This window comes from Allobosea sp. RCC_152_1, assembly GCF_041360765.1.
Classification (GTDB): Bacteria; Pseudomonadota; Alphaproteobacteria; order Rhizobiales; family Beijerinckiaceae; genus Allobosea; species Allobosea spartocytisi.
This window is the reverse complement of record NZ_JBFUPU010000010.1, coordinates 55,458-69,068: the sequence shown is the minus strand read 5'-3', so window position 1 is coordinate 69,068 and position 13,611 is coordinate 55,458. Positions and strand designations below refer to the sequence as shown.

The following is a 13,611-nucleotide window of genomic DNA, read 5'->3' as shown; positions in this document are numbered from 1 at the left end:
GATCAGGAGGTGAGATCGGCCGAGATCTGCCCGCGAATCAGCCCGGCGAGGTTCTTGGCGGCGCGAATCTGGGCGTCGCGGGCGGCGCGGACCGTGGCGAAGCGCTGCGAGGAACGCTCATAGGGCTCGCGCACGGAGTTGGTGCCGGAGGAGACGACCTCGCCCGTGCCGATCCGCGTCACCTTCCAGGTCGCGGTGGCGACGAGCACAGCCGAATCAGCGCGGCCGTTGGCGTAATCGACGGTGACGACCTCGACCGACTCGGCCAGGGCGGAGTCGAATTTCAGTGTCTTCTGCGCATCCGGCTCATTGCCGCCGTCGAACTCGAAGACCAGTTCGTTGCGCAGATAATGCCCGATCAGGCCCTTGAGCTCGGCAAACTCGATGCTGCGCAGCGCGCCCTTGACGCTGCCGCCGACCGTGCTTGCGGTATACTCCGAATAGAGCGGCTGGAAGCAGCCCCCGGCGAGCGCGGCCATGCCCAGCACTGCGGCCAGAGCCAGGCCGCGGCGGCTCGGCTTGATGATTCGCGCCGCAGTCTCAGACGACGACATTCACGATTCTCCCGGGAACCACGATGATCTTGCGGATGGAACGGCCTTCGAGGGCCCGCTGAACCGCCTCGTTGGCATGAACAGCAGCTTCCACCGCCATGGTATCGGCATCGGCTGGAACAGTCACCTCCGCCCGCTTCTTGCCGTTGAGCTGGACGGGCAGCGTGATGCTGTCGTCCTTCAGCAAGGCAGCCTCGGCCTCGGGCCAGGATGCCTCGCCGACGAGGCCGGACTGGCCGAGCGCGTGCCAGCATTCCTCGGCCAGATGAGGCATCATCGGCGCGACAAGCTGGGTGATGATCGTGGCGGCCTCAAGGAGCGCATAGGCCATATCCGCGCCGAGCTCAGGCTTTTCGGCCGCCGCATCGAGCGCTTTGCCGATGGCGTTGGTCAGCGTGTAGATATGGGCGATGCAGCGGTTGAAGGCGAGGCGCTCGATATCGGCGCCGACGGCATCGAGCGCGCGATGGCTCGCCTTGCGCAGCGCCAGCGCCACGTCACCGATCTGAGCCGGTTTCCCGGCCTTGCCGTGGGTCCGCTCGGCGATTTCGCCGATCAGGCGCCAGAGGCGCTGGACGAAGCGGGCGGCGCCCTGCACGCCCTCATCAGTCCAGATCACGTCGCGATCCGGCGGCGAGTCGGAGAGCATGAACCAGCGAGCCGTGTCGGCGCCGTAGGAGGCGATGATGTCGTCGGGGTCCACCACGTTCTTCTTGGACTTCGACATCTTCTCGATCGGGCCGATCTCGATCGGCGCACCGGTCTCGACGTCGAAGCCGCGCCGGTCAGTGCCGGAGACCTCGATGCGGACATTGCCGGGTTCGACCCAGTCGCCATTCGCGGCGCGATAGGTCTCGTGCACGACCATGCCTTGCGTGAACATGCCGGCGAAGGGCTCATCCAGCCCGGCATGGCCGGTCTTCTTCATGGCGCGGGTGAAGAAGCGTGAATAGAGCAGGTGCAGGATCGCGTGCTCGACGCCGCCGATATATTGGTCGACCGGCAGGAAGCGGTCGACCGCCTTGCGGTCGGTCGGGCTGTCGGTGCGCCAAGGATCCGTGAAGCGGGCGAAATACCAGGACGAATCGACGAAGGTGTCCATCGTGTCCGTCTCGCGGCGCGCCGGCTTGCCGCATTGCGGGCAGGCGACGTGCTTCCAGCTCGGGTGATGATCGAGCGGGTTGCCCGGTTTGTCGAAGGAGACGTCGTCGGGCAGCTTCACCGGCAGGTCGGCATCCGGCACGGGAATCGTTCCGCAGTCGGAACAATGGATGATCGGGATCGGGCAGCCCCAATAGCGCTGGCGCGAGATGCCCCAGTCGCGCAGGCGGAAATTGACCTTGCGCTGGCCGACGGGGCGATTGCCGCGGATCTCGCTCTCGAGACGGCGGGCAACCTCTTCCTTCGCCTCGGCAATGGTCTTGCCGTCGAGGAAGCGCGAATTGATCATGCGGCCATCACCGTCATAGGCGATGTCGGTGATCACGAAGCCGGCGGGATCGGTGCCTTCCGGCGCCACGACTGGAATATTGCCCAGGCCATATTTGTTGACGAAGTCGAGGTCGCGCTGGTCATGAGCCGGGCAGCCGAAGATGGCGCCGGTGCCGTACTCCATCAGGACGAAGTTCGCGACATAGACCGGCAGCGTCCAGTTCGGATCGAGCGGATGAACGGCGCGCAGGCCCGTGTCGAAGCCGAGCTTCTCGGCCTTGTCGATCGCCTCCTGCGCCGTGCCGGTGCGCTTGCACTCCTCGATGAAGGCCTGCAGTTCCGGGTTACCGGCGGCAATCGCCTTGGCGATTGGGTGATCCGGGGCGACGGCGACGAATTTCGCGCCGAACAGCGTGTCCGGGCGGGTCGTATAGACCTCGACCTCATCCTGCTTCGCCGCATTCGATTCGAGAGCGAAACGAACCAGCAGGCCCTCGGAACGGCCGATCCAGTTCTTCTGCATCAGCCGGACCTTGTCGGGCCAGCGGGTCAAGCCGTCGAGCGCGTCGTTCAGCTCCTGGCCGTATTCCGTGATCTTGAAGAACCACTGGGTCAGCTCGCGAATCTCGACCGGGGCGCCGGAGCGCCAGCCACGGCCGTCGATGACCTGCTCGTTCGCCAGAACGGTCTCGTCCACCGGGTCCCAGTTGACCTTGGCCGTCTTGCGGTCGACCAGCCCGGCCTTCAGGAAGTCCAGGAACATCTTCTGCTGGTGGCGATAATAGCTGGGGTCGCAGGTCGCGAGCTCGCGGCTCCAATCCAGGGAGAGGCCCATCGATTTGAGCTGGCTGCGCATCGCCGCGATATTGGCGTAGGTCCATTCGCGCGGGTGGACCTTCTTCTGCTTGGCTGCGTTCTCGGCCGGCAGGCCGAAGGCGTCCCAGCCCATCGGATGCAGCACCGCGAAGCCCTTGGCCCGCTTGTAGCGCGCAACGACGTCGCCCATCGCATAGTTGCGGACATGGCCCATATGGATGCGCCCCGACGGATAGGGGAACATCTCGAGGACATAGTAGCTCGGCCGTGTGTCGTCGTTCCTCGTCTCGAAGAGCTTGCGCTCATCCCAGACGGCGCGCCATTTCGGCTCGGATTCTTTCGGGTTGTAGCGTTCGACGGCCATGTCAGCGAGCAATCACGTCAGCAAGCATTCTTGCGGGATTTGCCGGTCGGGACGCGGCCGGCGCAGGGGTCTATTGCGAAAAACCGGGTGAGGTTTTCCACATCCTGTTCTAGGACACCATTGCGCGCACGCGGTCAACGGCGCGCTCGGCATGAGAGGCTGCGATATGAGCGATACGGTTACGCGTCTGGAGGCGATTCGCGCCTCGGTCGCGCGTGCGGCGCGTGATTTCGGACGCAAGCCGCAGAGCGTGACGCTCATCGCTGTGTCGAAGACGAAGCCGGCGGAGCAGATCGCCGAGGTGCTCGAAGCGGGGCAGCGCGTCTTCGGCGAGAATTACGTCCAGGAGGCCAAGGCCAAGTGGCCGGCGCTGAAGGCGCGCTTTCCCGATGCCGAACTCCACATGATCGGCCCGCTGCAATCGAACAAGGCCCGCGAGGCTGTGGAACTCTTCGACGCGATCCATTCGCTCGACCGCGAGAGCCTGGCGAAAGAGCTGGCGCGCGAGATCGCCAGGTCCGGCCGGGCGCCGCGGCTCTTCGTGCAGGTCAATACCGGCGAGGAGCCGCAGAAGGGCGGCATCGCGCCGGGCGAGACGGACGCCTTCCTCGCGCGCTGTCGCGATGTCCACGGCCTCGCGATCGAGGGTCTGATGTGCATCCCGCCGGAAGCGGAGCCGCCCTCGCCGCACTTCGCGCTGCTCGCCAAGATCGCGGCGCGCAACGGGCTCAAGGGCCTGTCCATGGGCATGAGCGCCGATTACGAGGCGGCGATCCAGCTCGGTGCGACGCATGTGCGCATCGGCAGCGCCATTTTCGGCGCGCGGGGGTGAGACTCGCCTTCTCCCCTTGCGGGAGAAGGCGCTCGATGAAGCCGAGACGGATGAGGGGGTCTCTCTGGCGGGAATCGCCTGCGGTTTGAACGCCATTGATTGGCGCGACTCCTCACCCCGACCCTCTCCCGCAAGGGGAGAGGGGCAGGTTGCGTCTCTGCGCCTTATGTCAACGGCTCCCCGACATCGATGCGGTTGCCGTCCGGGTCCTCGAAGACGAAGGCGCGCAGGCCGTAATCCTTGTCGTGCAGGCCCTTGACGATGCGCAGGCCGCGTTCGCGGACGAGGGCGTGCACCGCGTCGATATCTTCGACCAGCATATGCGCGACGTTGAAGGGCGCCGGCTTGTGCCCGGGCTGGAGTGTCAGGTGCAATTCGGCGGCGTCGCGCTTCAGGATCATGAAGCCGACGGGATCGCCGTTCTGGAAGGCTTTCCGGAAGCCAAGCGCCTCGATGTAGAAATCGCAGGCGCGGGCCATATCGGCGACGGGCAACGTGGCGGCGATCCGCCCGAAGCGGAAGGAGGAAACCGAATCAATCATCGCAGAGTCTCAAGGCTGGGAGCGATACAGCGATGCAGGACAGTGCCTGCACGCGCCGATCGGTTCCGAAGAGGATGATCGAGACGGTGCTCGGCGCCAGTCCTAGCTCACCTGACCAGAATCCGGCAATGGCGCGCGAGCCGCGGCAGCACCTTGGCGAAGACGTGCCCCTCGACGGCGACGCAGCCGGCAGTCGGCGTGAAGCCCGGTCGCGCCAGATGCCAGAAGATCGCACTGCCGCGCCCGCGAATCACCGGCCGGTCGTTCCAGCCGAGCTCGACGATGACGTCGTAGAGATGGTCCTCACGCTGCAGCCGCTCCTCGGCCTCACCCGGCGGGCGGTCGATCAGGCGGTTGTAGCGGCGGTCGGTCTGGTCGTCGCACCAGGCGTCGCGCGGGCCGATCTGTTTCAGCGGCAGCAGGCTGCGAGGCCGGGCGAGGCGGTCGGCCCGGTAGAACACGCTGCGCAGCGGCAAATGCGTCCGCGGCGTGCCGCCGTCGCCCTCGCGCTTGATCGTGCGGATGCCGGAGCGGCCGAGCGCGCAGGGAAAGACCGCGCCGCCCGCGATGAGGAAGCCCTTGCGGCGGTCACGTACCGAGGCGAAGACCCGCAGTGAGGTGAGGTTGCGCGGGCGAAAGCCGGGGCGCGCGAGGGCGATTTCACGGTTTCTCACGGGGATTCCAGAATGCGTGACTTGCGATGACGACTCAGCGGGCTCATGTTGCCCTACTCATTGCGTCCGAGCGAACAGCCCATGTCCGTCGTCCATCATATTCTCCTGGTCGATGACGACCAGACCCTGCGCGATGCCCTGGCAGAGCAATTGGCTCTTTATGACGAGTTCCGGCTGACGACCGCGGGCAACGCCACGGCTGCGGTGAAGGCCGCACAGAACGAGCGGATCGACCTCGTGGTGATGGATGTCGGCCTGCCGGATATGGACGGCCGCGAGGCCGTCAAGGTGATGCGCAAGAACGGCTTCAAGAGCCCGGTGGTGATGCTGACGGCGCAGAGCTCGGATGCCGACACGGTGCTGGGGCTCGAGGCCGGCGCCAACGACTATGTGGTCAAGCCGTTCAAATTCGCCGTGCTGCTGGCGCGCATCCGGGCGCATTTGCGTCAGTATGAGGCGAGCGAGGACGCGATCTTTCAGGTTGGCCCTTACACGTTCCACCCCGGCTCCAAGCTGCTCGTCAGCGAGAAAGGCTCGAAGACCAAGCTGACCGAGAAGGAAACCGCGATCCTGCGCTTCCTCTACCGCGCGGGGCGCAAGCCGATCGCGCGCGAGGTGCTGCTGCAGGAGGTCTGGGGCTATAACAGCCAGGTGACGACGCATACGCTCGAAACCCACATTTACCGGCTGCGCCAGAAGATCGAGCCCGATCCCGGCAATGCCCGCCTGCTCGTGACCGATGCCGGCGGCTACCGGCTGAATCCCTGACGGATGGCCCTCGACGACGACATGGCCCTGCTGGCCCGGCAGCCGCTGCTGAGCCTGATGGAACGCGATGCGTTGAGGCTGCTCGCCTTCGCGGCGGAGAGCCGCATCCTGCGCGCCGGCGATGTGCTGTTCCGTGCCGGCGAGCCTTCGGACGGCGCTTTCCTGGTCGTCTCGGGCGCGGTGGCGCTGACGGCGCAGGATGATGGCCAGCCCGCAAGCGAGATCGCCGGGCCTGGCGCGATGATCGGCGAGCTCGCGCTGTTCACTTCGGTGCCGCGGCAGGTCACGGCGATCGCGCGCGAGCCGACGCAGATCATGCGGTTGCCACGCAGCGTGATGCGGCGTGTGCTCGGCGAATCGCCGGATTCGGCCGAAGCGATCGCCCAGGCGATCGGGGATCGTTTGCGCGGTTTCGTGGAAGAGCTCGTCTCCGTGCGGGCTGCGCTCGGCGCGATCGACCGGAAATAAGTTTGCCGCGCCGAATCAGGCGGCCGGCGGATGTCTTGCGGCGCGGATCGCGGCGAATTTCGGCCAGAGGATGTTGATGCACAGGCCCGCCAGCACGAGCCCGCCGGCCAGGAACTTCCAGCCCGGCAAGGGTTCGCCCAGCCAGATGGCGGCGGCGCCCATGCCGAAGACCGGGACCAGCATTGCGGTCGGCGCCACGGTGGCGGCGGTATAGCGCGAGAGCAGCCAGCCCCAGACGGCATAGCCGAACATCACATTGCCGACGGCCTGCCAGATCGCGGCCGCCCAGGCGCTGGGTGGCGCGGCGGTCAGGCTGTCGCGAATGGCTGGCCAGCCCTCGACGAACCACGACAGCACGAAAAGCGGCGGCACCGCGAACAGGCTCGTCCAGACGACATAAGCGAGCATGTCGATGCCGGGTGCTCCGCGAACCACGATATTGCCACCGGACCAGCAGAGCGCGGCGCCAAGGATCAGGACGACGCCCAGCGGCGTCGTGGTGCCGTCGGTGTGCCAGAGGATCACGGCGATGCCGATGCAGGCCAGGACGAGGCCGACGAACTGGAAGGGCTGGACGCGTTCGCGCGTGATCGCCGCGGCCAGCAGGATCGTGAAGAAGACCTGCGACTGCACCACCAGCGAGGCCAGGCCCGGCGTGATGAAGCCCTTGATCGCGATGTAGAGCAGGCCGAACTGGCCGGCCCCGATCAGCAGGCCGTAGGCGGCAAGATTACCCCAGGGCACGGCCGGCCGCTTGAGGAAGAACACCGCCGGCAGCAGCGTGAAGGCGAAGCGCAGGCAGGCGAAGAACAGCGGCGGGAAATGTTCGACGCCGATGTGGATGACGACGAAATTCGTGCCCCAGACCACCATCACGGCCAGGGTCAGCAGCGCATCCCGCGGCGAGAGCGAAGTCGAGAGCGCGCGCTGCAATGATCTGGCCTTCCGGTGAACGGGCCGTGCCGATGTTGCCGCGCGCTATAGCACGATCATGAAATGGCCGGGCGGAGGGGCCTGGCATGGCCGAAGCGCAGCCGGGGCATGGGCCGGTCCGTCTCTGAAGGCGCCGGCGCCGGGCCTCAAAGCTCCAGCGTCACCGTGACGGGGACGTGGTCGGAGGGACGCTCCCAGCCGCGTGCCTCGCGCAGGAAGGAGAGGTCGCGCAGCGTCGGCTTCAGCGCGTCGGAAAGCCAGATATGGTCGAGCCGGCGGCCGCGATTGGAGGCCTCCCAATCCTGCGCGCGATAGCTCCACCAGGAATAGAGTTTTTCCGGCTCGGGGCGCAGCGTGCGGGCGGCGTCGGTCCAGCCGAGCTCGGAGCGCAGCTTTTCCAGCGTGGTCGTCTCGATCGGTGTGTGGCTGACCACGTCGAGGAGCTGCTTGTGGCTCCAGACATCGTGCTCATAGGGCGCGATATTGAGGTCGCCGAGCAGGATCGCGGGCCGGTCCGTCGGCTTCTTCGTCACGCCCCAGGCGCCGATCTCGTCGAGGAAGGCGAGCTTGTGGGCGAATTTGTCGTTCTTGGCCGGATCGGGAATGTCGCCGCCGGCCGGGATGTAGAAATTATGGATGGCGATGCCGGCCGCCGCGCCCGCCGCCTTGTCGAGCGTCACCGTCATGTGCCGGGCATCGTTGCGGCCGCACATCGACATCGCTTCCTTCTCGCTGAAGGGCAGCTTCGAGACGATGGCGACGCCGTTATAGCCCTTCTGGCCGATGAAGGCCTGATGGACATAGCCGAGCTGGTGGAAGGCCTTGGCCGGGAATTGCTCGTCCGGCGTCTTGGTTTCCTGCAGGCAGAGGATGTCGGGTGCGTAGCGGGTGAGAAACTCGCCGACCATCCCGATACGCAGGCGGACGGAATTGATGTTCCAGCTCGTGACAGTCAGTTGCACGCGGAGATTCCGGCAAGGAGAGGTGGCCGGAAACTGGGTCGTTGCGTGCCAAAAGGCAAGCCGTTTCGGCGCCCGACTATCCGCGCCGAACTAGCCTTGGCCGGCGATCACAGCGTGCGCTGGTGATCGATCACGAAGTTCTTCGGGTCGGTCTGGCGCTGCAGGCTGAGATTGTAGAGCGACACGGCCGTTTCATAACCCTGCGGATCGACGACCACCCATTGCCTGAGCTCGTTGGCGACGAGGTCGAACTTCAGCGTGATCTTCGAGGTTCCGCCGAGCGTCGAGCGATCCTCGATCCGGACGGAGAGGATATCGCCGTCGACGCTGGCACCGGTGATGGTGCCTTCGCGGTTGAGATCCATCTTCTCGCGCACGAGGAATTTCAGCGGCGTCTGGCCGATCGAATAGACGTCCTGCGTGCCGAGGCGCTTGTCGCGTACGGCCACGGAGGTGCCGTCGGCGATAACCTCGGTGGTCGCGGGCGGCTCGTATTCGAAACGCATCTTGCCCGGGCGCTGGATGTAGATCCGACCCTCGAGCCGCTTCCCGTTGGGATTGAACTGGATGAAGTTGCCCTGCAGCGTCGTGAAGCTGTTGAGATAGGTATTGAGCCGCTCGATCGCTTCCTCGCGCGTCGCGGGCGCGGCGAGCTTGGTCTTGGCCGGCGTCGTCTTGGACGCTTCGGGCTTCGCCGTCTGCGCGACAGGTGCAGCCTGTGGGGAACCCGCCGCCTGCGCAGCCGGCGCATCGTTCATCGCCGTGCGCGGCAGGCCGAGATTGGCCGGGCGGACCGGCGGGAGCGGGATCGCGCGCGGCGCGGCCGGTCTGGCGAGCGCGGGCTTGGCCGCGGCAGGCGGCTGCAACTGCAGGGGTTGTGCCCCGAGCGGCGCTGCCGCCAGGCCGTAGCCAAACGCCGCCGTCAGAACCGAAACCCGAAGAATCGGGATCACTCTCATGAGCAAGTCTGCTCCATTCCCTGTGCCACGGCGATCCTCATGCCGGACGAGATACGTCGTGGCTCCGGTTGTTGCGGAGCGCTCGTGTCTTCGGGGCCTCAACGCTCTCCATGCCGCCGAGGTTGCAGCATCGTGATGGCTATTTGAGGACCGGCGCCTGCCCGTGCAAGTCCTCCGACCGAATGATGCGGCTATTCGTCCTCGCCGTGGCCCTGCGTCTCGACGAGGATCTCGCGTTTCCCGGCGTGATTGGCGGGTCCGACGATGCCCTCGTTCTCCATGCGCTCCATGATGGATGCGGCGCGGTTGTAGCCGATCTGGAGGCGGCGCTGGATGTAGGAGGTCGAGGCCTTCTTGTCGCGCAGCACGACCGCCACCGCCTGCTCGTAGGGGTCGTCGGAGTCGAGCGAACCCATGCCGGTCTTGTCGAAGACGGCGCCGTCCTCGTCCTCGGCCGCTTCCTCCTCCTCGGAGGTGACGGCGTCGAGATATTGCGGCCGGCCTTGGGTCTTGAGATGGGCGACGACCTTCTCGACCTCGTTGTCCGAGACGAAGGGGCCGTGGACGCGGGTGATGCGCCCGCCGCCGGCCATGTAGAGCATGTCGCCCTGGCCCAGAAGCTGCTCGGCGCCCATCTCGCCCAGGATCGTGCGCGAGTCGATCTTGCTGGTGACCTGGAAGGAGATCCGGGTCGGGAAATTCGCCTTGATCGTGCCGGTGATGACGTCGACCGAGGGGCGCTGTGTCGCGAGCACGACATGGATGCCGGCGGCGCGGGCCATCTGGGCGAGGCGCTGGATCGTGCCCTCGATCTCCTTGCCGGCGACCATCATCAGATCGGCCATCTCGTCGACGATGACGACGATATAGGGCAGAGGCTCGAGGTCCATGACCTCCTCCTCGTAGATCGCCTCGCCGGAATGCTTGTCGAAGCCGGTCTGGACGGTGCGGGTGATGACCTCGCCGGCCGCCTTGGCCTCGCCGACCCTGGCATTGAAGCCGTCGATGTTGCGCACCGAGAGCTTCGACATCTTCTTGTAGCGCTCCTCCATCTCGCGCACCGCCCATTTGAGGGCGACGACCGCCTTCTTGGGGTCGGTGACGACCGGGGTGAGCAGATGCGGGATGCCGTCATAGACGGAGAGCTCGAGCATCTTGGGATCGACCATGATCAGGCGGCATTCCTCCGGCTTCAGCCGGTAGAGGATCGACAGGATCATGGTGTTGATCGCGACCGACTTGCCCGAGCCGGTGGTGCCGGCGACGAGCAGGTGGGGCATGCGGGCGAGATCGGCGATCACCGGCTCGCCGCCGATGGTCTTGCCGAGGCAGAGCGCGAGCTTGTGCTTGGTCGCTTCGAAATCCTGGCTGGCCAGAAGCTCGCGCAGGAAGACGGTCTCGCGCTTGGCGTTGGGCAGTTCGATGCCGATGGCGTTCTTGCCCTGCACCACCGCCACGCGCGCCGAGACCGCGCTCATCGAACGCGCGATGTCGTCCGCCAGCGAAATCACCCGCGACGACTTCGTGCCAGGCGCAGGCTCAAGCTCGTAAAGCGTCACCACAGGGCCGGGGCGGACCTGCGTGATCTCGCCGCGCACGCCGAAATCCTCCAGCACGCCTTCGAGCAGGGTCGCGTTCTGTTCCAGCGCGTCCGTCGAGACAGTGTTGGCGAGGGATTTCTTCGGCTCGGCCAGATAGGTCAGCGGCGGCAACTCGAAGGAATCGCGCTCGAGGAAGGAGGGCTGCGCCTCGCGCTGCATGCGCTTGCCCGGCTTGGGCGCGGGAGCGGGGGCGGCGACGCGCGGAGCGTTGAGGTCGCGCAGGTCCTGTGCATCGTCGATGTCGAAGGGCGGATCGTCGTCGATGTCATGGGAGGCCGCCGCGCGCGTGCCCGGCAGCGGGGCCGGATCGAAATTCGGCAGGGGCTGACGCGGCGCGGGACCGGCGCCGAATTGCGGCTCGCGGCGGACGCGGCCTGCACCGGCCTGCGGCGCGGGGCCGGTGTCGACGGCGGGCTCGGGCGGGTGGGGCAGGCGGCGCAGAATCGCCGCGCGCAGCGCCATCGCGCCATGGGCGAGCCAGCCGATCAGGATGACGGCGATGCCGGGCTCCTCGTCGCCGCGCTCCTCGCCATCGGAGAGGCCGTCATCGGCCTCGTCGTCAAGGGCCGGATCCTCGTCATGGACGAAGCCGAAGCCGGCGGCGGCGGTGACAGCGAGAATGGCGATGCCGGCATAAAGGAAGCCGACGAGGCTCGCGACGGCGCCCCCGGCGATGCCGGCGATGTTGCGGGTGCCGAAGAGCAGCCCGTCGCCGATGACGCCGCCCATGCCGGTCGGCAGCGGCCAGCGCGGCGTCGCCGGCAGGGCGCTGGCGACGGCGGCAGCGGCGGCGACGCCAACGACCCAGAGGCCGAGCTTGAGCGCGCCGCGGTCGAAGAGGTGGAAGCGGACCAGCCGCAATGCCCAGATCATTGGCGGGAAGAGCAGGGCGATGACGCCGAGCCCGACGAGCTGCATCAGCAGGTCGGCGATCATGGCGCCCGGACGGCCGAGCCAGTTGCGGACCGCGCCATTGGTGGCGTTGTTGAGGCTCGGATCGTTGGCCGACCAGCTCGCGAGGGCCAAGGCGACGACCGCCATCAGCGCGAGCAGCCCCAGCCCGGTCAGCTCGGCGGCGCGGCGCGACAGGAACTCCCGCACCGGATCGGGCAGGCGGTCCATAAGCGATCGGGAGCGGCGGATGGTGCGCATGCGGCTTCGAGTCGTATTCCGGGCTTTGGGCCGCATCATGCCGGCCATATGCTCCACGTTAGGAAGCTGTGGTTAAGGCCCGCTTAACCTTGAAGCACGTCGATCTTGCGGCAGTGCACAGACATGAAAAAACCCCGGCGGTTTCCCGCCGGGGTCGGTTTCACGTGAATCGCTGAGCGATGATCACATGTTGTAGGCGCGCTCGCCGTGCTCGGCGATGTCGAGGCCCTCGCGCTCCTGATCGGGCGTGACGCGCAGGCCGACGACGACATCGACGATCTTGTAGAGGATGAAGGAGCCGACGCCGCACCAGACGACGGCGACGGCGACCGCGACGAACTGCTTCCAGACCTGCGCGCCCATGGCGTAGTCGGCGACGCCGACGCCGCCGAGTGCCGGGGCGACGAAGATGCCGGTGCCGATCGAGCCGATGATGCCGCCGACGCCGTGGACGCCGAAGACATCGAGCGAGTCGTCATAGCCGAGCGCGTTCTTCACCGTGGTGCAGAAGAAGAAGCAGACGATGCCCGCGACGGCGCCGAGCACGATCGCGCCCATCGGCCCGATGAGGCCGGCGGCCGGGGTGACGGCGACGAGGCCGGCGACGATGCCCGAGAGCATGCCGAGCAGCGAGGGCTTGCCCTTGACGATCCACTCGATGAAGAGCCAGCCGAGGCCCGCTCCGGCCGTGGCCGTGAAGGTGTTGATCATGGCGAGCGCGGCGCCGCCGGTGGCCTCGAGATTGGAGCCGGCATTGAAGCCGAACCAGCCGACCCACAGGACTGCGGTGCCGATGAAGGTCATCGTCAGCGAGTGCGGCGACATCAGCTCCTTGCCGTAGCCGATGCGCTTGCCGACCAGGAGCGCGCCCACCAGCGCCGCGATACCGGCATTGATGTGGACGACCGTGCCGCCGGCGAAGTCGAGTGCGCCGAGGGTGAAGAGGTAACCCTCCGAGAACCAGACCATATGGGCCATCGGGAAGTAGACGAAGGTGCCCCAGAGGATGACGAAGAGGATCATCGCGGAGAACTTCATGCGCTCGACCAACCCGCCGACGATCAGGGCGGGCGTGATCATCGCGAAGGTCATCTGGAAGCAGATGAAGACGTATTCAGGGATCACGACGCCCTTGGTGAAGGTGTCGGAGGTGGAATCCGGCGTCACGCCGGCGAGGAAGGCCTTGGAGAAGGAGCCGATGAAGCTCGTCAGCGAGCCGCCCGAGGTGAAGGCGAGGCTGTAGCCGTAGATCACCCAGACGATGCACATGATCGCGGCGATCGCCGTGATCTGCGTCATCACCGAGAGCATGTTCTTGGTCCGAGAGAGGCCGCCATAGAACAGCGCCAGCCCCGGCAGCGTCATGAAGAGGACGAGGAGCGAGGACACCAGCATCCAGGCGGTGTCGCCCTTGTTGGGCACGGCCGCGGCGGCGGCCGCCGGCGCCTCGGGAGCCGCCGTCTGGGCCAGGGCCGCGCCGGCGCAGAGCGCGGCGAGCGTGAGGCCGGTCAGCCCGGCCCGCAGGGAAGTCCTGAAATTCATTGCTTGAAACTCC

At 66.6% G+C, this 13,611-nt stretch carries 12 protein-coding genes; 3 read left to right on the top strand and 9 right to left on the bottom strand.

Annotated elements, in window-relative coordinates; genetic code table 11:
* Positions 1-2: 2 nt before the first annotated feature.
* Positions 3-554 (bottom strand): LPS assembly lipoprotein LptE, encoded by a 552-nt coding sequence (locus AB6806_RS24670; protein WP_112765099.1) that lies wholly within the window; start codon positions 552-554, stop codon positions 3-5.
* Positions 541-3,165 carry a leucine--tRNA ligase gene (gene leuS / locus AB6806_RS24665; protein ID WP_142023469.1) on the bottom strand — a complete coding sequence of 875 codons (2,625 nt, stop codon included), beginning with the start codon at positions 3,163-3,165 and terminating at the stop codon, positions 541-543. The genes AB6806_RS24670 and leuS overlap by 14 nt, the downstream gene beginning before the upstream one ends.
* A 166-nt stretch (positions 3,166-3,331) precedes the next feature.
* Between leuS and AB6806_RS24660 the strand changes: the two genes are divergently transcribed.
* Positions 3,332-3,997, top strand: coding sequence for a YggS family pyridoxal phosphate-dependent enzyme (locus AB6806_RS24660; protein ID WP_142023468.1), 666 nt, complete (start codon positions 3,332-3,334; stop codon positions 3,995-3,997).
* Positions 3,998-4,161: 164 nt separating this feature from the next.
* Here the strand turns inward: AB6806_RS24660 and AB6806_RS24655 are convergent, their stop codons facing one another.
* A complete protein-coding gene (locus AB6806_RS24655) occupies positions 4,162-4,539 on the bottom strand; it encodes a VOC family protein (RefSeq protein WP_185748083.1) in 378 nt (125 codons plus the stop codon).
* A gap of 107 nt (positions 4,540-4,646) precedes the next feature.
* On the bottom strand, positions 4,647-5,213 hold the full coding sequence (locus AB6806_RS24650; RefSeq protein WP_370955747.1) for a L,D-transpeptidase family protein: 567 nt from the start codon (positions 5,211-5,213) through the stop codon (positions 4,647-4,649).
* Positions 5,214-5,294: 81 nt separating this feature from the next.
* Between AB6806_RS24650 and AB6806_RS24645 the strand changes: the two genes are divergently transcribed.
* Both AB6806_RS24645 and AB6806_RS24640 read left to right on the top strand, forming a co-directional pair.
* On the top strand, positions 5,295-5,981 hold the full coding sequence (locus tag AB6806_RS24645) for a response regulator transcription factor (RefSeq protein WP_038359526.1): 687 nt from the start codon (positions 5,295-5,297) through the stop codon (positions 5,979-5,981).
* Between the two features lie 3 nt (positions 5,982-5,984).
* Positions 5,985-6,449, top strand: coding sequence for a cyclic nucleotide-binding domain-containing protein (locus AB6806_RS24640; protein WP_038359529.1), 465 nt, complete (start codon positions 5,985-5,987; stop codon positions 6,447-6,449).
* Between the two features lie 15 nt (positions 6,450-6,464).
* Here the strand turns inward: AB6806_RS24640 and AB6806_RS24635 are convergent, their stop codons facing one another.
* The 5 genes from AB6806_RS24635 to AB6806_RS24615 form a co-directional block, all read right to left on the bottom strand.
* A complete protein-coding gene (locus tag AB6806_RS24635; RefSeq protein WP_370955746.1) occupies positions 6,465-7,382 on the bottom strand; it encodes an EamA family transporter in 918 nt (305 codons plus the stop codon).
* A gap of 146 nt (positions 7,383-7,528) precedes the next feature.
* On the bottom strand, positions 7,529-8,344 hold the full coding sequence (xth, locus tag AB6806_RS24630) for an exodeoxyribonuclease III (RefSeq protein WP_133561170.1): 816 nt from the start codon (positions 8,342-8,344) through the stop codon (positions 7,529-7,531).
* 107 nt (positions 8,345-8,451) lie between these two features.
* On the bottom strand, positions 8,452-9,303 hold the full coding sequence (locus tag AB6806_RS24625; RefSeq protein ID WP_370955745.1) for a LolA family protein: 852 nt from the start codon (positions 9,301-9,303) through the stop codon (positions 8,452-8,454).
* A gap of 191 nt (positions 9,304-9,494) precedes the next feature.
* A complete protein-coding gene (locus tag AB6806_RS24620) occupies positions 9,495-12,056 on the bottom strand; it encodes a DNA translocase FtsK (protein WP_370955744.1) in 2,562 nt (853 codons plus the stop codon).
* Positions 12,057-12,239: 183 nt separating this feature from the next.
* Entirely contained in the window at positions 12,240-13,598 is a 1,359-nt protein-coding gene (locus AB6806_RS24615) for an ammonium transporter (RefSeq protein WP_112765107.1), read from the bottom strand.
* Positions 13,599-13,611: the final 13 nt, after the last annotated feature.